Below are 19808 nucleotides of genomic sequence, written 5' to 3'. Positions count from 1 at the left end.
CAAAAAAAATTGAACAGGTCAAGTTGGTTAAATCATTAGGGTCTGTATCGGGGACTAAAAAAAATCAGAAAAGGAAGTCCAGATATTGCTTTTTGGCACTTGAGAGTAAAAATTTAATTGCTAAAATTAGAGATAGCATAGAAGGGCGATCGCTAGTTTGAAGTTGAGGAAGAAGATATTATTTTTATCTCTACAAAATTACTATGGCAAAAATTAACCACACTTCAAAATAAACTAAAAGAATTAAGTGGTGGTGAGTTTCAAAAATTTGCTGATGCTTACCTTTATAAAAAGATTGAACAGGTTAAGTCAATTAAATCATTAGGGTCTGTATCGGGAACTAAAAAAATCAGAAAAGGAACTCCAGATATTACTTTTTGGCACTTGAGAGTAAAAATTTAATTGCTAAAATAGACAGAATAGAGAGAGGCGATCGCTAGTTTGAAGTTGAGGAAGAAGATATTATTTTTATCTCTACAAAATTACTATTGAAAAAATTAATCAAACTTGAAAATAAACTCAAAGAATTAAGTAGTGGTGAGTTTCAAAAATTTGCTGATGTTTACCTTCAAAAAAAATTGAACAGGTCAAGTTGGTTAAATCATTAGGGTCTGCACCTGGAACTAAAAAAAATAAGAAAATGAACTCCAGTTGGCACTTGAGAGTAAAAATTTAATTGCTAAAATAGAGAGAGGCGATCGCTACTTTTAAGTTGAGGAAGAAGATATTATTTTTATCTCTACAAAATTACTATTGAAAAAATTAATCAAACTTGAAAATAAACTCAAAGAATTAAGTAGTGGTGAGTTTCAAAAATTTGCTGATGTTTACCTTTATAAAAAAATTGAACAAGTTAAGTAAATTAAATAATTAGGGTTTGTATCGGGAGCTAAAAAAAATCAGAAAAGGAAGTCCATATATTACTTTTTGGCACTTGAGAGTAAAAATTTAATTGCTAAAATAGAGATAGCACAGAAGGGGGATCGCTACTTTTAAGTTGAGGAAAAATATATTATTTTTATCTGTATAGAATTACTATGTCAAAAATTAATGAGATTCAAAATAAACTAAAAGAATTAGACGGTGGTACATTCCAAAAACTTGCTGATGCTTACCTTAATAAAAAAATTAAACAGCTTCACCAAATTAAATCATTAGGGTCTGTAATTGGAGCTGACAAAACAAGAACAAGAACTCCAGATACCTTAATTATTCTGGAAAATGGAAAGTATATTTTAGCAGAGTATACAACAACAGACCCCAAAAGGGATAAGAAGAAAAAACTTTACAACAAATTAGAGACAGACCTCCACAACTGTTTTAATGAGGAAAAAACTGGAATATCAATAACAAAAATAGAAAAGATTGTTTTATGCCATAATTCTACTCTGAATACAAAAGAAGAAAATTCTCTAAAAAAGGAATGTCAGAAGTATGGAGTTGAGCTTGATATATATGGTATTGACTCTATTTCTTTAGACCTCGAAAATTATCCTGGTATTGCTAAAAGATATCTTGGAGTTGAGGTAGATACTGGTCAAATAGTTGATATTGATGAGTTTATTGCTACTTATGATCAAAGAAAAATTGTTGCTCCTCTAGATACAAAGTTTTACTTTCGGGAAAATGAAATAAATGAAATATTACAACGACTTGAGGAAAATAATCTAGTTATAGTTTCTGGTAAAGCAGGAGTAGGTAAATCTCGACTTGTTTTAGAGTGTTGTAGGAAAGTAGAGAAATGTTCTGAGTACAAAGTTAAATGTATTTTTGATAAAGAAGTCGAACTTTATAAGGATATCCGTGTTTATTTCTCAGATGATGGAAGTTATCTAATTTTTGTAGATGATGCTAACCGAGTCAAAGAATTTAAGCATTTTATTAATTTTCTTCTGTATAAACGTGAAAATCAGCAAATTAAAATAATAGCTACAGTTCGTGACTATGCAGTTGAGCAAATTAAAGAAGTAGTGTGTTCTTATGATAATAATTTAGAGCTAGTAAAAATCAACCCATTAACAGATAAGCAAATTGAGCAACTCGTTAAAGAAGAATACAAAATTCAGAATCAATTATACATAGAAAGAATTGTTGATATAGCTCAAGGTAATCCTCGCCTGGCAATAATGACTGCTTTAGTAGTAGAGCGAGAAAAAACTCTTCATAGTATTCAAAATGTATTAGAGCTTTACGAGATATACTACTCTTCAATTAGACAAGATATTGCAGATTTTAAGGATGAAAGTTTATTGAAAGTTGCTGGTATCCTTGCCTTTTTTCAAGTAGTAGATAAGTCTAACGATGAAATGATGGAAAGGATTCAAACAACATTCAATATTGACAAGGAAATTTTCTGGAAAGCAGTCCGTAAATTATATGAATTTGAGTTGGTAGATATATATGAAAATGAGGTTGCTAGAATATCTGACCAAGTTCTAGCGACATATCTGTTTTATCTTACTTTTTTCAAGGAGAAATTGTTAAAATTTTCCGTTCTCTTAGATAATTTATTTCCTCAGTTTCAATATAATTTTGTTGATGCTCTTAATCCTGTTTTAAGTGCTTTTGATAGTGAGAAGATTATCAAAATACTTACTCCAGAGGTAGACCGAGTTTGGAAAATTTATGAGGATGCAGGAGATGAGAAGAGTTTAATTCAACTGATGAAACTTTTTTGTTTTTTTAAACAGACAGAAATTCTTATATATGCTGAAAATTTTATTGACAAGATGGAAGTCGAGTCAGTAGATATTTCAACCTTAGATATTCCGTCTAATTCTAATATTGACATTCCACCATATTCTATTCTTGACTTACTTAGTTTATCGAGTAATTTTGACGAACAAAATTTCCAGATGGCTATAGATTTGCTGTTTGAATATCTGACAAAAAAACCACAGGAACTATCAGGGGTGTTTCGCCTTCTTATTGAAGAGTTTGGATTTGAACGTGATTCCTACATAACAAAATATATTACTCAGTCGATAGTCATTGATAAGCTATTGGAAAAAGTAAATCAAGGAAAAAACGAATTATTCGCAAAACTATTTTTTGGTGTAGGTGAAAAATACCTCTATCTTGAATTTAATACTTCTAAGCTTCTTAAAAATAAAAGAGAGTTTTTATGGCATCAATTTACCCCACTACCTACACCTGAATTACTTGATTTGAGAAAGAAAATTTGGCAGGGAGTATTTCAGCTCTATCAGATTGATATTTTTGAGAAAGAGGTAATCAATATAATTCATCAATATAGTAAATTATATTCTAAGTTTCCTGTCGGTGAAATTATTAAGCAAGATGCTGTAAAAGTGCTTGACTTTATTGCAACTAAGTTAAGTCCTAAAGATTATTCTCATTGTCTTATAGTTCAGAAATACTTAGATTTTCTAGAGTCTCATCAAGTTGAATTTAATAATGAACTAAGAGAACGATTTGTCAATGAAACTTATGAGCTATCTAAGATAATTTTATTTGATTGGACTGAGAGAAAAAACTTAAAGTTAGAAAACAAAGAATATGAGCAATTTAAGCAAAATCAAATCAAAGAATATTCTGCCAACTACGATTTTAAGGATTATCAGGATTTCTTTGCTAAATGCTATGAAATAAAATTAGGAAAAGAACTAAGAAACCATAACGATTTTCATTTTGCCAATAGAATCGGAGAAGTATTAATTACTCTAGCTTGCCAAAATTCAGAACTTTATTTATATGTGCTGAAATATTATCTCAATCTTGGCGACCCATTTCAACTTAATCATTTTCCATTAATTGAGAAGTTAATTAAAATTTCTGGAGTTGGAAAAGCTTTTGAATTGCTTAATCAATTTGATTTTGCTTCAAAAAGAAAATGGTTATTTGGATTTTACAACTTACTACCTGAAGACAAAATTACATCTGATTATTTAGAGCAACTATATAACTTATATCCGCAGAGTCAACTAAGTGAAATACCACAAGATTTTGACTTTCTTCTCAAATATCGTGACTTAGATAAAAATGTTGTTGCTCAGGTAACAGAAATTATCCTGAGTAAAATTAATGAACAGACAAATTATACAAATTTTTTAAGTCCTTTCGATTTTTTATTTAATCCTTACACTCAGGTCAATGAGCTTTTAATTGAGCTATTCACAGAAAAACTTGATGTACTAAAACAAGCATATTTATCAAGTCAAAAAATCAGGGGATACTCGTCTAATTCTGAACACATATTCATCCGCATTCTTGCTGCTGACCAAAAAAATTTCATAATTGAATATATTGACTGGGTATACGATGAGGAAAGAAAGTTCTCAAACTTCCAAGATGATCTAAACTATACATTTCTTTGGCAATCTGAAAATTATCAGGAATTAATCACTCCAGTAATTGAGCATATTTATCAGAAAGAAAAGGAATTATCTAGCTCTAGATTTAGTAATACTATCCTCGAAAGAATATTTTTTTTGGAAGTAACAGAAGAAGAGAAACTTATTCTTGAGGATAGACAAAATCAACTGCTAAACAGTCTGATTGAAAATAGATATACAGATATTGATTTGCTGCAATTATTGTTTAGCGTAACTACAACATTTCCCTACGAAAGACGTTATCAATTTATCGATCTATTTTGTCAGTACAATCAAAATTTTCAGGATTTTAAGAAACTTCCCCTAGAACCTTATGTTAAGAATTATAAGGAACTTTCCTCAGAAGATTATATTTTGACTAGCTCTAAGAATATTGAAGCAACACATAAAATCGTAGAATATCTTAAATCACTACTACCAATTTTTAATACAATAGACCTTCTGCAACACAAACAATATGTAGAAAAAGAAATTAAGTATTTTCAGAAGTGGATTGAAGATGAAAAAAAGCGTAATTTTATAGAAGACTAATATCATATTCCCTCTCCGGGGGAGCTACGCTAACGGACGGGTCAGTTATAAATAAAACTTAAGAACTTACAGTACCAAATAAATACTGAAATTATCTTTACTTTTGTTCTGTTCGCTGAATCAAAAATTATTCTTGAAATGAAAATCTCCGCATTTTGAGGATTTGAAGAAACTTCCCCTAAAACCTCTGATTTAGAATTTGTCTGGGAATTCTCAACCGACCGATAAAACTTATGCAAAATATCTTAAATCACTACTGCCAATTTTTAAGACAATAGAACTTCTCAAACACAAACAATATCTAGAAAAAGAAATTAAGTATTTTCAGAAGTGGATTGAAATAAAACTTAAGAACTGACAATACTGAAGAAAGACTGAAATTATCTTTACTTTTGTTCTGTTCGCTGAATCAAAAATTATTCTTGAAATGAAAATCTCCGCATTTTGAGGATTTGAAGAAACTTCCCCTAAAACCTCTGATTTAGAATTTGTCTGGGAATTCTCAATCGACCGATAAAACTTATGCAAAATATCTTACAGCGGTTTTCATTTGGGTAGACCACAGTAGGGACGTTCCATGGAACGTCCCTACAAGGTTTGATGTGTGAAGATGTGGTTCATCAATTTGAAAAGCGCTGTAAATCACTACTGCCAATTTTTAATACAATAGAACTTCTCAAACACAAACAATATCTAGAAAAAGAAATTAAGTATTTTCAGAAGTGGATTGAAGATCAAAAAAAGCATAATTTTATAGAAGACTAATATCATACTCGGACGGGTCAGTTATAAATAAAACTTAAGAACTGACAATACTGAAGAAAGACTGAAATTATCTTTACTTTTGTTATTTTCGCTGAACCAAGAATTATTCTTGAAATGAAAATCTCCGCATTTTGAGGATTTGAAGAAACTTCCCCTAAAACCTCTGATTTAGAATTTGTCTGGGAATTCTCAACCGACCGATAAAACTTATGTAGAATATCTTAAATCACTACTGCCAATTTTTAATACAACAAACCTTCTGCAACACAAGCAATATGTAGAAAAAGAAATTAAGTATTTTCAGAAGTAGATTGAAGATCAAAAAAAGCGTAATTTTATGGAAGACTAATATCATATTCCCCCTCCGGGGGAGCTACGCTAACGGACGGGTCAATTATAAATAAAATTTAAGAACTGACAGTACCAAATAAATACTGAAATTATCTTTACTTTTGTTCTTTTCGCTGAACCAAGAATTATTCTTGAAATGAAAATCTCCACAACTTCACCCCAGAGAATATATCAATCTTCTTCTTTAGTAATTTTAATAACATAGGGATAATATTTATTTCTTTGATAAGAACCTACCCATATTTCATAAGTACCCGAAAACCATTGACCCATAATTCCAGGATTTTTTCCTTCAAAGTCATCATTACACCAACTACCCCCAGGACCTCTAACTACTAAAGTTGTATCTTCACTACTTTTAACTTCCAGTTTCAGGGATTGAAAAAAACCATTTAAAATTAATCTATGATCTGGTTTTCGATCGATAAAACCTACACAAGGTCCAGTTACCGTTTCATTTCTGCCTGTTGTTTCTTTTGCAGATACAGGACCTCCACTTAATCCTCTAATAATCATTCGGTTTTGAGGAGATTTTGGATAGAGATTTACATCTTCAAATATAGGTGTCAATTGTAAACCTTGGGATAAAACAGGACTGATTTTCTGTATCCCAGCTAATGAAAATAATACTACTAAAAATAATATTGTTTTTCTTCGTTTATTTTTATTCATTTAGAGTGCTGTTTTCGGATAAAGAAATTCAAAATAATGTAAGCATTCAGCAGTCAGCTATCAGCTATTCCTACGGAATGCTTACAAAATAATTATTGCTCTGCTGATTAAATCTCAAAGCATTGATTGATATTAGCTAAAACTCTTTTTGGGTTGAAAAAAGTGCCAGATTTTCAGCCTAAAACCCTCAAAAATTTAGCATAAAAACCAGAATAATTGTATAAAAATCAAGGAACAAATATATATGAATACCTCCTATTTAAATTCTATTCCCCCTTCCTCCTAACTACTATCTACTCCCCTACTCCCCCACTCCCTTACTTCCCTACTCTTTAAAAAAGACTTTTTCAGCAAACCCTAATTATTGGGGGAATTTGAAACAAACATTTTTCTGGTTTACTTCGATTTTTAATTTCCCCCATATTGTTTTCAGTATCTGAAACTATTAGAAGTTTAAGACTTTTTACCAACAATATCTGCTTTGATATCTTCAATTTTATCTAATAATTCTTGCCGATTAGATTTTCGCAGCAAATAACGGTAAACAAACCATACTGAATATCCCATACCTATTAACTCAAAGCTAATTGATAAAGTAGTAATTCCTTCTAAAGCTTCTAGGAAACCAAGAATTAACCTGAAGGTTAATATGATTAATATCAGTGAACCAATTACTTTAAGCTGACGTTGATATGTTTGATAGAATTGATTAATGTAATCAGGAAAGTTAGCAAAAGTATCAATCAATTTTTCTTTAATCTTTTGTAGTTGATCGATATTAACGGTTTCATTAGTTATTGTGTCTACAGATGGTTGGTCATCTAATATTGAAGTTTCAACTTGAGCAGCAACTTTAACTTTTTCTTCTAAGGTTTGCGGTTTCGTAGTAGAAGTTGTTGCTGTTGATGTTTCTTTCTCTGTAGTAGTTTTGACCCCTTTGGTTTCCCCTGTTGGAGTTGTTGCTTCTGTAGAAGTTGCTATTGGTGGTTTCTCTACAGTAGGTTTAACCACTTTAGTTTCCCCACTCGGAGTTGTTGCTTGTGCTTTATCTATAGTTGGTTTAGCACTTTTAGATTCACCAGGGGGAGTCATAGTTTGTGTCTGTTTCTCTACCGTCGGTTTAACCGCTTTAGTTTCCCCACTCGGAGTTGTTGCGACTTTAGGAGTTGCTATTGGTGGTTTCTCTACAGTAGGTTTAACCACTTTGATTTCCCCTGTTGGAGTTGTTGCTTTCTCTATAGTAGGTTGAACCACTTTAGTTTCCCCACTCGGAGTTGTTGCTTGTGCTTTATCTATAGTTGGTTTAGCACTTTTAGATTCACCAGGGGGAGTCGTAGTTTGTGTCTGTTTCTCTACAGTAGGTTTAACCGCTTTAGTTTCCTCACTCGGAGTTGTTGCTTGTACTTTATCTATAGTTGGTTTAACACTTTTAGATTCACTAGAGGGAGTCGTAGTTGGTTTCTGTTTCTCTACAGTTGGTTCAACAACTTGAGATTTACCCGTAGGAGTTACTGCTGGTGCTTTATCTGTAGTTGGTTTAACACTTTGAGACTCACCAGAGGGAGTCGTAGTTGGTTTCTGTTTCTCTACAGTAGGTTCAACAACTTGAGACTTACCCGTTGGAGTTGTTGCTTGTGCTTGATCTATAGTTGGTTTAACACTTTGAGACTCACCATCAAGAGTAACTGATGCTTTTATTTTCTGAGCTTGTTGTTTTGGTGGAACAGACGTTTTTGAAGTTGCTGTTTTTATTTCAGCAAACCCTTTATTACTATTAGCAGGAGCATTTACTTTTTTACTTTCTTCAACCTCCTGACCTATAGCTTTTTTGAAGCGTAATATATCAAAACCCCTTTGATGCAGGAGTAACCATGACTGAATTAAATCTGGCCCTTGCATAGCACCAGTTAAAGACGCCCTTAGAGAGCGCATGACAATGCCTTTCTTAACTTTAACTGCCTGAGTCACCCTTTTAATAATTTTTTGTGCATCACCCACTCGCAGAGGTGCATCACTATCTATCCCCTCAATAATAGAATTAATAGATTTTACAGCATCTTCTTTCTGCATTTGTTCAGTTGCTTCTGCATCCAGTTCTACAGTGGGGGAGAAAAATAACTTACTCATTTCTACTGCATCTGTGAGGCGAGTCAAGCTAGGTCCAATCAAAGCTGCCAATTGTTCTAACCAAGGGCGATCGCTCTGTGGGTCTACTTCATATCCTGCTTTTTGCCATACGGGAATTAATCTATCAGTCAGTTCTCCTACTGGTAAATTATGTAAATATTGACTATTTATCCAATCCAACTTATCCCAGTCAAACTTACCTCCCGCTTTATTCACTCTCTCAAAAGTGAAGTGTTGAGCTGCTTCTGTCAGGGTAAATATTTCTTGGGTTGAGTCTGGAGGCGTCCACCCAAGCAAACACATATAATTTGCTAGCGCTTCCGGGATAAAACCTAATTCTTTAAAATCAGAAATTGAAGTTACGCCATCCCGTTTTGACAATTTGCGTCCTTCTTGATTAAGAATTAGAGGTGTATGAGCAAATTCTGGTACTTTTCCCTCTAGAGCTTCATAAAGTAATATTTGTTTAGCTGTATTAGCAATATGGTCTTCACCACGAATTACATGGGTAATTTCCATATCCATATCATCTACTACCACTGCCATATTGTAGAGGGGTTGTCCCACTGTCTTTACACTAGCAGCACGGGAGATGACCATATCTCCACCCAAGTCGCTGCCCTTCCAGGTTACTGTCCCTCTAACCAGGTCTTTCCAGTTAATTGTTCGGTCATCGTCAATTTTAAAACGAATTACTGGCTGTCTTCCTTCTGCTTCAAAAGCTGCTTGTTGTTTAGGTGTAAGGTTACGGTGGCGGTTGTCATAGCGGGGTGCTTCTTTTCTAGCTTTCTGAGCTTCCCGCATTTCCTCTAGTTCTGCTTCTGTACAATAGCAGCGATAGGCTAATCCTTTGTCTAGTAACTTTTGAGTGGCTGTTTGATATAATTCTAACCGTTGAGACTGGTAGGATGGCCCTTCATTCCATTCTAATCCTAACCAGGTCAATCCCTCCATAATATTTTCTGTATATTCTGGACGCGATCGCTCTATATCTGTATCTTCTATTCTGAGGATAAATTTTCCTTTCTGGTTTTGGGCAAATAACCAGTTAAATACAGCTGTTCTGGCTGTACCGATATGTAAATTTCCTGTTGGACTTGGGGCCAGACGAACTCTAACACTCATATCAATTTCTATTTTTGTTTTTTGTTTTTAGATTCTTTTCTACATCCTGGCTCAATCTGAGAAGATATCAATTTTACCAGAGTGATATTAAAATCTATAATTTTGATACTGATTTGATTCCCTACTTTTATCATAAAATATAGAGTTTCACCAAACAGCAGTTACTGTTCGTATGATGTTCAGTATATTCTGAGGTTTAAGTTGTCTCTCTACGGGACTGACGGGATTCGAACCCGCAACTTCCGCCGTGACAGGGCGGTGCTCTAACCAGTTGAACTACAGTCCCTTATTTTCAAGCCATGTACTATTATGGGGTTTTTCTTTTTATTTGTCAAGCATTTCTCTAAATTTTTTTTCTCTGTGTTGTTCTAAGAGCTGAAACCTGAGACTATAGTAAGGTTTTGATACTTAATCTTTTAACGGAATTGCCGAGGTCAGATATTAGGGCTGAAACAGTAAATCTACTGACTACTGAATAGTTAAACAGGTAGTCTACCCTAAATATACTATGGCACTATAGTTTTTATTTTGCTGCTTGATATGGTTGGTCGGCAAGTTCTATAAATTTCCACATCACTACTGACTACTGAATAGAGTTGTCGCTAAATAGATAGAAAAAATCTCCAAAACCTAGACAGGGTAATTATTTCGACTCTTTTGCTCGATAAATAACTACAAGCTTTACATAACGGGGGTTTCTACAATTTTTTAGTTTATAAAGCGACAAGTCTAATAGTTAAACAGGTAGTCTACCCTAAATATACTATGGCACTATAGTTTTTATTTTGCTGCTTGATATGGTTGGTCGGCAAGTTCTATAAATTTCCACATCACTACTGACGATTAACTACCAGGGTCATTTCATTCTAGATTTTGACAATGAATTTATTGATTTTCAGACAGCGAAAGATAAATTTCCTAAAGCTGTAAATAACGTGGTTTCGTCAATACATAAAATGGCACAGTTTAGAATTAAATAGCCCTGATTAACTACTGAATAGTTAAACAGGTAGTCTACCCTAAATATACTATGGCACTATAGTTTTTATTTTGCTGCTTGATATGGTTGGTCAGTAAGTTTTATAAATTTCCACATCACTACTGACTATTGGTACTTACACAAAATAAAGCCAGAAAATAGGATCAAATATAGATGGGCAGAGGCTTTTACGTCAAAAAGGCATAAATCCTGAATAACCAGGGGTTCTAGCCATTTTTAAGGCATCGACGTAATTCCCTTGTCTAGACTGAATTTGACGCATTTTTCCTACGATAAAATGTCTAAGTACCACTACTGAATAGTTAAACAGATAGTCTACCCTAAATATACTGTAGCACTATAGTTTTTATTTCGCCTACTGACTGCTAACTAAAGATTAGTGCTAAATATCAAAATCTGAGTAATTTGTAGAGGGTTAAAATTATTATCGCTAACTAGGATGAGCGATCGCTGACCGTCTGCCAATTTTGGGCCAAAAGTTATACCTTCAATATTGTCTAAGACTATTTCTAGAGTGCTGAAATCTAAGAGTAATTTTTTTTGCACTGGAGAAATATCAGTAATTTGATTATTTAAACCATCAATTTTTTGAATATTATCTGCATCTGATAAATCTATTTGGAAAAGTTTAATTACATTTCCTGTTCCTAGGGAAAAAGATCGTTCTAAACTTAAAAGATGAGTATCATCTAACGCAAGTAAATCGACTAAACCATTGGTACTAAAACCACCTAGATTATTAGAATTAGTAGCAATAGGTTCTGTGATGTATAGAAATTCTGTTTCTGGCTGACCTTTAGCTAAATCATACCGTATAATTCGACAGTAGCTACCCATACTAAAAGTTGCTTCTTCGCCATCTTGAACTAAAGCATTTTCTGTAGCTGTGAAGATATATTTTTGACTAGGAGTAATAGTTAAACTTTCAAGAGCAAGATTATTTCTAATTCCACTGTTTGATTGTATGAAAAATTTTTCAGGTATTGGCAAATTTCGTAGTTGTTTTCCTGTGAGAGAAAATTCTCTAATAAATGGTTGTATTTGACGTTCCCTATCTCCTTCAGAAGAAATAAATAAAGTCTCTCCTGTAAAAGCAATTCCTTCTGAGTCAATACTCAAAGCGGGAAATGGTTTACTTGTTTTATTCAATAAAGTTGTGACATCTGTAATAGTTACAGTTTCCTCTGAAATTTTATCTGGCTCTAGGTCAATTTTCAGAGTATAAAATCGAGCTGGTGCTTTGCTACTACGGTCATCAGAAATTGCATAATAAATTTGTTTTTCTGGATTGTAAGTTATGGCAGAAAGACCACCAAATTCTGTATTTTTAAATTCTAATCTTGTGGGAAAATTTACCTGTCCTAAAAAAGTAATTTTAGGAATAGTTGCTTGAGTTATTGATTTAACTACTATAGCTGTAATTACAACAATAAATAAACAAGTAAATAAGGTTAATATTAGGTACTTATAATTTATATATTTAAAGATATTTATATATAGCATTCTAATTTTAATTGTGCGGAAAATGTTATTTAAAAATGCAACGAATAACGAAAAAAAAGAATTAAGATTTTCCGATTTTTCATCGATTTGTTTTTTTTGATATGGTTTAGCATTACGATATAATCGTTATATTTTAGCTGTAAATGAAGGCAGGAAGAATTGAAGGAATAGTTCAAAAATTAATAATTAATAATTAATAATTAATAATTAACAATTACCTCTCCTTGAAAACAAGAGGATTGACTAATCATGAAAATTTTTTCTTCTCTTGGTAAATTGGATATAACGAGGAGACCCGCTCTTATCAGAGCCGCTCCGCTAACGCCATCCCTCGACCACTTTTTTCTCCTTTAAAGGAGAAGCTTTAAACCTTAATTATTCGGTAAAAGTAAAATTAAAAGTATTTCATTAATTGATAATTGATAATGGATAATTGATAATTACCTCTGGTTAAAACCGCTACGGAATTGAATATAAGGATATATTATTTCTTCTCTTGGTCGATTGGATATGGCGAGGAGACCTCGCCATCCCACCCTACGGGAAGCTACGCTAACGACCGCTTTTTTCCCCTTAAAAGGGGAGGCTTTAAACCATAATTATTTAATTATTAATTATTAATTATTAATAATTCGGTAATACCAATTTGATAAGTGTTTGTGACAAATAGTATCAGAAAGGAAGAAGTAAGAACCTAAGGACTGAAAAAATAATTGTGGTAGTGCATTGTAATGGTAGTCGATTGTAATTATTTTGGTCAAGGACAAAAACAGTGGGAGCATCTTCCTCCCTTGCTCGTATCTTGCTCCCATGAAGCGCTGTTGTTCATTCCCATCTATAATTACGCGAGCAGGACTACCTAAATAAGAAAAAAAAAGGAAAACAATTGAAATAGGTCGCTTATAAGATTGGAGAAGTTCTTTTTAGATCGGGTCTCATTAATTAAACGCAATAAAAATATTCTTCTTGATTCTCTTGAGAATGTGTGAAATTTCCCACCATTCCCTACTCCCTAATAAATGTTATTTGTGGGTATTGAAAAGATACATGATATTAGACATAATTTTCAGCTTTTTTTGTAGCATTCTTTTTTCACCCTTGGTATAAGATAGGAAAATACCACTTTATTTACTATTGATATAGATATAGATAACATAATATTTTTTCACCTTCTTTGTTATTTATTATGAATAATTGCTTCTTCCTTATTGCTTCTTCCTTCTTCCTTGTTAGCTCTTCCTTCTTCTAAAAAATTCAATAACCATTCTTTAATATAATAAGTAGCATAACAATCATCTTCATTGTAAATAATAATTGCATCTAATAAAGAGCGATCGCCAGTTTTCAACCATTGTTCATACCAACAGACAGATTGAGCGCCATTAGCTTCGGGATTCCGCCATTCAAAACCTAACCAACGAGCAATATTTTTGAGGGAATAACTTTCAACGGGCAATATAATAGTTTGAGTAACAACTTGATGAATATCCACAAATCTTTTCAACAATGGTTTCCACAGATAATCTGGAGTCTTATAAAGTTTAGCTAATTTTTTGATAGTTTGAATTTCATATTCACAGAAGTGATAAATTGGAGCTATAGGATATTTCCAAACTAAGTCTAAAAATTGATACCAAATCAATTCTTCATCTAAGGGATTTTCGGCTAAATTAACATAGAATTTTTCTGTATTTTTGCGCTTATCAACTACTAAGACACCATGTAAATAATCTAGATTTATATCTGGTTGAGCTTCAATATCAAAATATATTTCTACAGGAGCATTGACTAGCCTAGTTGATTTGTAATAATTAATTGGTAAAGCTTCACTATCTATTTCTTCAGTAAATTTTTCATTTCTCATAATCACTTTATTTTCCCATACAGATTGAGCTTGCTGCACAACTTGTATACCAACTCCATCAGCAAATTCAGGGTAAACTTCTAAATCATTAGGGTTAGCAGAACTTAGGGATTCTAAAGTTGTCAAATCGAGACTTTTCAACACAGCATAACGATTAGGAGTAACCCCAGGCAAAAGAGATAAATGTTTTTGAGTTTGAGCAAAAGTATGACAACTACTATACCAAGTACAAAGACTACACTTTTGCCGTGTCATAAATACTTCTGGTTCTAGGCGATTTTGCAACGTTGAAATTAACTCAGAAATAATTTCCTGCATTTGCTCAATTCGCTTTTCTAAATTAACCTTATATAACCCTTTCTTTCGGAGAATCAACCAAGTATTTTCCGGCCAAACTTCTTGAATACTTGCTAATATTTGAGCATGGAAAGTAGCAACTATTTGATATTCTAATTTCGGACGTTTGCTTAACTTAATATCTGTGGGAATATAAACCCAATCACCAAACCGAGAATATCCAGGCTGTTTAATCAATAAAGCTGGATGACTGACCAAATTAATATTCTGATTTTGTGAGAATGAGTTGATTGAAGATTGCTGAATAATTAATATTCCCTGATAAATAACATCAATACCTGCTGCCATTAATTCTTCCGTAGCCTTTCCCCCTGCAATTAAATCTCCACGAGGATAATCAGGTTTTTGATAAATATAATTCTTGATAATGCTCGACCTAAATTCCGAACTATCTTTAATTAATTTCACTAGAAAATCACTAGGAGAATCTTGTTGCGTAAAATCTCCATAGGTATCTAAAAATACTTTTCTAGAACAACGTTGATAAGAAAGTAGCTGAGAGTCAGTTATAAACATTAATTATTTAGTTAGTGAGTCAACCACTTTGCGGAAGTCAAAAGTCCAAAGTGGCACAACTATATATATATATAGTTAGTCTAGTCCACTTGTTGAATTGAGATAAAATCGAGATATAAAGACCAAACATTTTTCATCATCAAACAGTGAAATATAGACAAAATTCACTGCAACAATAACTATAAAAATGTCAAAAAAACTACGCCAACCATCTCCAACTAATCGCCTGACGGTACTTTATATTGCCGGACTCAGCGTAATAGCCGGATTATTTATATTTGAACAATTTTTAGTAGAAAGATCCCTAAAATATCAGTTTACCAGTTCTCGAGTAATTAACATCGCAGGTCGTCAACGAATGCTGAGTCAAAAACTTAGCAAAGCAGCATTAGCTATCCAGTCTAGCTCCAACTCAAAAGTCAGAAAACAACGTCAACAGGAACTAGAAAATGTTGTCCAGTTGTTCCAAACCTCCCATGAGGGACTACAGAAAGGTGATTCAGACTTAGGATTACCCAGTAATAATAATAGTTCCACGGTAAAACAAATGTTTGCGGAGATGGACGAACATTATCAAGCAATAGTTAAAGCTGCTCAGGGTTTGCTAGTAATCATCAACTCACAGTCAGCACAGGTAGATACTAGCCCTTTTGTAGAAACTATCCTGGAAAATGAGGCCATTTTTCTCCCACGGATGGATCAAATTGTCTTCCAATATGATGCTGAAGCCCAACAAAAGATTCAGCAAACCAGGCTAGTCGAAAATTTATTATTAACAGTTGCTATATTACTACTAATATCAGAGGGAGTATTTGTATTTAGACCTGCAGTCAACCAACTTCAAGTTTATCTGGAAGAAAAAGTCAAAACTCAGGAAAAAACGGCCAAAATAGCAGCAGAATTAGAAGAAAAAAATCAGGAATTAGATGCGACCTTAAAGGAAGCTCAATCTATAGCCAAGCTGAAATCAGAATTTATGGCCAACATGAGTCACGAAATACGTACCCCAATGAATGGAGTAATTGGGATGACTGGTTTGCTTCTAGATACTAATCTCAATCCCCAACAACGAAACTTTGTGGAAATTATTCGCAGTAGTGGAGATAACTTGTTAATCATTATTAATGATATTCTCGACTTCTCAAAAATAGATGCCGATAAGTTAGAGTTAGAAAACCAAGCTTTTGACCTCCGAGAATGTGTAGAATCTTGTCTAGATTTGCTAGTGCCTCAAGCTACAGATAAAGCATTAGACTTAGCCTACATTATAGACGATTATACTCCCTGCAGAATTATGGGTGATGTGACTCGGCTGCGTCAAATTCTGGTCAATTTAGTCAGTAATGCTGTTAAATTTACCAACTCTGGAGAAGTAGTAATAAATGTTACTGCCGAAGAAGTTAACTCAGATAATTCTCAATCTCCCACCCACCAACTCCATTTTGCTGTCAGAGATACTGGTATTGGTATTCCTCCAGAAGGTTTAAAGCGACTTTTTCAGCCTTTTTCTCAAGTAGATTCTTCAACTACTCGTAAATATGGGGGTACAGGTTTAGGCTTAGTTATCAGTAAGAAACTGTGTGAAATGATGGGCGGACAAATGTGGGCAGAAAGCGGGGGTAATGTGGCTGGAAATCCCTTGGTAAATCAAAATAATTTAGCTTCTGCAAATTCTTTTGCTGTAGGTTCAACATTTCACTTCACAATCTTAGCTCAAAGTGCTCCCAGTATTCCTAAAGTTTATCAAAATCCTCAGCCTCAACTTAATGGTAAACGAATATTAGTAGTTGATGATAATCCTACTAATCGACTGATTCTAAAAATACAAAATAAAAAGTGGGATATCATATCTACAGAAGTAGATAGTGGTGCAAAAGCTTTAGAGTTGCTGAACAAAGGTAAAAAGTTCGATCTGGCTATTTTAGATATGCAAATGCCGGAAATGGATGGTCTAACTTTAGCGACTGAAATCCGTAAGCTTCCTCGACGAAAAACACTGCCATTGGTTATGTTAACTTCAGTAGGTTGTCCCAAAGGTGATACAAGAAATTTACAAGCTTGTCTAAATAAGCCAATTAAGCCAGATCAGTTATATAACATACTGATGCAGATTTTTGCTAATCAGGTAGTCAATATGAAAAATCAAGCTGAGGTTAAGATTGATAGCAATCTGGCGATCCGACTACCTTTAAGAATTTTACTAGCTGAAGATAATGTAGTGAATCAAAAAGTTGCATTGTCGATGTTAGGACGAATGGGTTATCGCCCTGATGTTGTTAGTGATGGATTAGAAACCTTGATAGCTTTAGAAAAAGTACCCTATGATTTGGTGTTGATGGATGTGCAAATGCCAGAAATGGATGGTTTGGAAGCAACAAAACATATTTGTGACAAATATGGCAATGAGTTAGACAACAGACCTGTTATTGTGGCCATGACGGCGGGAGCTATGGAGGGCGATCGGGAAATTTGTCTGCAAGCTGGTATGGATGATTATATTAGTAAGCCAGTTAAGGTTGAAGAGCTACAGGAAATACTGGAAAATTGGGGAGAAATAATTATAGCCAAAAAAACTGTTGCGCTACAAACACAACAGTTAGAAAAAACTCCTTCTCTACCATCTCCAGCAGCACCACCACAATCACAAACAGCTTCTAGTTCTCCTCCAGTGATGGTGGAGGTCATTGAAAATATTCGCCAAGAAGTACAGATAGAGGGTGAAGCAGATGTGGTAACGGAACTGATCGATTTGTTTATTAAAGATACTCCACAGCAATTACTAGCTATTAAAGAGGCGATCGATAACTCTGCCACAGAAGCACTAAGAGAAAGTGCTCATTCTTTGAAAGGTAGCTGTGGTAATTTAGGAGTAGTGCGCTTGGCTGAAATCTCTGCAATATTAGAGCATAAGGCTAAAGCTGGTACCATAACAAAAGCAGAAGCAGAATCTCTTTTAACTCAATTGGAAAATGAGTTTATTATTGCTCAGTCTATTTTAAAAGAATTACAAATTTAAATAAAAATTCATGGTATAATTGCCAAGCACTAAATTATTAGATAATCTCCAATATTTTTATGAATCATCATCCTTCTCAATTATCAAATTATCAACAAAAATTTCCGGCTGTAGCTAATAAAATTTATTTTAATTATGGTGGACAAGGACCCATGCCTGAAGTATCTTTACAGACAATTTATCAGTCTTATCAAGAATTACAAAATATCGGACCTTTTTCGGGAAAAGCTGCAATATGGGTAGAAAAACAGGTAGCTTCAGTCCGGAGAGCGATCGCTGCTGAGTTAGGAGTTTCTCCAGATACTATTACTCTGACAGAAGATGTTACTGTAGGTTGTAATATTCCACTTTGGGGTATTGATTGGCAAGCAGGAGACCATATATTACTTTCTGACTGTGAACACCCTGGAATTATTGCTACAATTGAGGAGATTCAAAGACGTTTTAATATAGAAGTTTCTACTTGCCCGATTATGGAAACTTTAAATGAAGGCAATCCAGTAGAAGTTATTGCTAATAATTTACGCTCAAATACTAAATTATTAGTAATTAGCCATATATTGTGGAATACAGGTCAGGTTTTGCCATTAGCTGAAATTGTTAAAATGTGTCACACTTTCTCTCCTTCTCCAGTTAAAGTATTAGTTGATGCTGCTCAATCTGTAGGGGTTTTACCTTTAAAATTAGCCGAAACAGAAGTTGATTTTTATGCTTTTACTGGTCATAAATGGTGGTGTGGTCCTGGTGGTTTAGGTGGACTTTATGTAAGTGCTGAAGCTAGGGAAAATTTAAGCCCTACTTTTATTGGATGGCGGGGTGTTATTAAAGATAAAAGTGGTAAACCAATTGCTTGGCAACCTAATGGTAAACGTTACGAAATTGCGACTTCTGCTTATCCTTTATCTCCGGCTTTAAATGAGGCGATCGCTCTACATAATCAGTGGGGAACTGCTGAAGAAAGATATGAAAAAATCAAAGAATTAAGTGCATATTTATGGGAAAAATTAAATAAAATTCCTGATATTAATTGTTTGCGAACTGCACCACCAGAAGCTGGATTAGTTTCTTTTCAGTTAACTAATGGTAAGTCTCATCAGCAGTTAGTTGAATATCTAGAAAAGCAGGGAATTATGGTACGAACTATTCTCGATCCAGATTGTGTAAGAGCTTGTGTTCATTATTTTACTCAAGAAGCAGAAATTGATAAATTAGTTGCAGAAATTAAAGCTTTTGGGTAACTGCGAACTGAGGAGAAAGTAGGGGAGTGGGGGAGTGAGGGAGTAGGGGAGCGGGGGATTAGTAAAGATATAGCAACCGCCAGGTTGGTGTTTGACAATTAGTGCGAGCATCTTGCTCGCGTCATAAATCATAAATTACCCGATGTCCTAACTATTAGAGATTCATAAATTATCCGGACATGATCGGGACTTACGCACGGATACTAAATCGAGTAAGGGCGCCATTCGGATCTTTGCGGAATGCAAATGCCATTCGCCCCTACATATGGCGTTTTCAAGATGAATTTGCGTAAGTCCTGATGATATAACTTAATATATAATAGAGTTGTTGGGAAATAAAAATTCAAAAGCCTCAAAAGCTTACTATATAAGATTTTCAGGATTGGAG

The 19808-nt window shown here is 33.8% G+C and carries 7 protein-coding genes, 1 tRNA gene and 1 pseudogene; 3 read left to right on the top strand and 6 right to left on the bottom strand.

Features of this window, described 5'->3' with window-relative positions; translation table 11 throughout:
• The first annotated feature begins 1037 nt into the window (after positions 1 to 1037).
• Entirely contained in the window at positions 1038 to 4886 is a 3849-nt protein-coding gene (locus F6K23_RS11405; RefSeq protein ID WP_293154870.1) for a hypothetical protein, read from the top strand.
• A gap of 1287 nt (positions 4887 to 6173) precedes the next feature.
• Here F6K23_RS11405 and F6K23_RS11400 read toward each other — a convergent pair.
• From F6K23_RS11400 to F6K23_RS11375, 6 genes and pseudogenes are all read right to left on the bottom strand, one after another.
• A complete protein-coding gene (locus F6K23_RS11400; RefSeq protein ID WP_293154867.1) occupies positions 6174 to 6674 on the bottom strand; it encodes a hypothetical protein in 501 nt (166 codons plus the stop codon).
• Between the two features lie 453 nt (positions 6675 to 7127).
• Positions 7128 to 7766: a CAAD domain-containing protein gene (locus F6K23_RS11395; protein WP_293156122.1), complete on the bottom strand. Its 639-nt coding sequence runs from the start codon at positions 7764 to 7766 to the stop codon at positions 7128 to 7130.
• Between the two features lie 726 nt (positions 7767 to 8492).
• A pseudogene (gene gltX, locus F6K23_RS11390) lies at positions 8493 to 9926 on the bottom strand (glutamate--tRNA ligase); the annotation flags it as partial.
• Positions 9927 to 10138: 212 nt separating this feature from the next.
• Positions 10139 to 10212 (bottom strand) — tRNA-Asp (locus F6K23_RS11385).
• 1083 nt (positions 10213 to 11295) lie between these two features.
• On the bottom strand, positions 11296 to 12429 hold the full coding sequence (locus F6K23_RS11380) for an esterase-like activity of phytase family protein (protein WP_293154864.1): 1134 nt from the start codon (positions 12427 to 12429) through the stop codon (positions 11296 to 11298).
• Positions 12430 to 13606: 1177 nt separating this feature from the next.
• The gene (locus F6K23_RS11375; RefSeq protein WP_293154861.1) at positions 13607 to 15166 is read right to left on the bottom strand and encodes a TM0106 family RecB-like putative nuclease; all 1560 of its coding nucleotides are present in this window, start codon (positions 15164 to 15166) and stop codon (positions 13607 to 13609) included.
• A gap of 187 nt (positions 15167 to 15353) precedes the next feature.
• Between F6K23_RS11375 and F6K23_RS11370 the strand changes: the two genes are divergently transcribed.
• Both F6K23_RS11370 and F6K23_RS11365 read left to right on the top strand, forming a co-directional pair.
• The gene (locus tag F6K23_RS11370) at positions 15354 to 18182 is read left to right on the top strand and encodes a response regulator (RefSeq protein ID WP_293154858.1); all 2829 of its coding nucleotides are present in this window, start codon (positions 15354 to 15356) and stop codon (positions 18180 to 18182) included.
• Positions 18183 to 18241: 59 nt separating this feature from the next.
• Entirely contained in the window at positions 18242 to 19420 is a 1179-nt protein-coding gene (locus F6K23_RS11365; protein ID WP_293154855.1) for an aminotransferase class V-fold PLP-dependent enzyme, read from the top strand.
• Positions 19421 to 19808: the final 388 nt, after the last annotated feature.

Origin of the sequence: Okeania sp. SIO2C9, from assembly GCF_010672455.1 — a bacterium.
GTDB lineage: Bacteria > Cyanobacteriota > Cyanobacteriia > Cyanobacteriales > Microcoleaceae > Okeania.
Note: the sequence above shows the minus strand (reverse complement) of the source record. Positions and strands in the feature narration are given on the sequence as shown.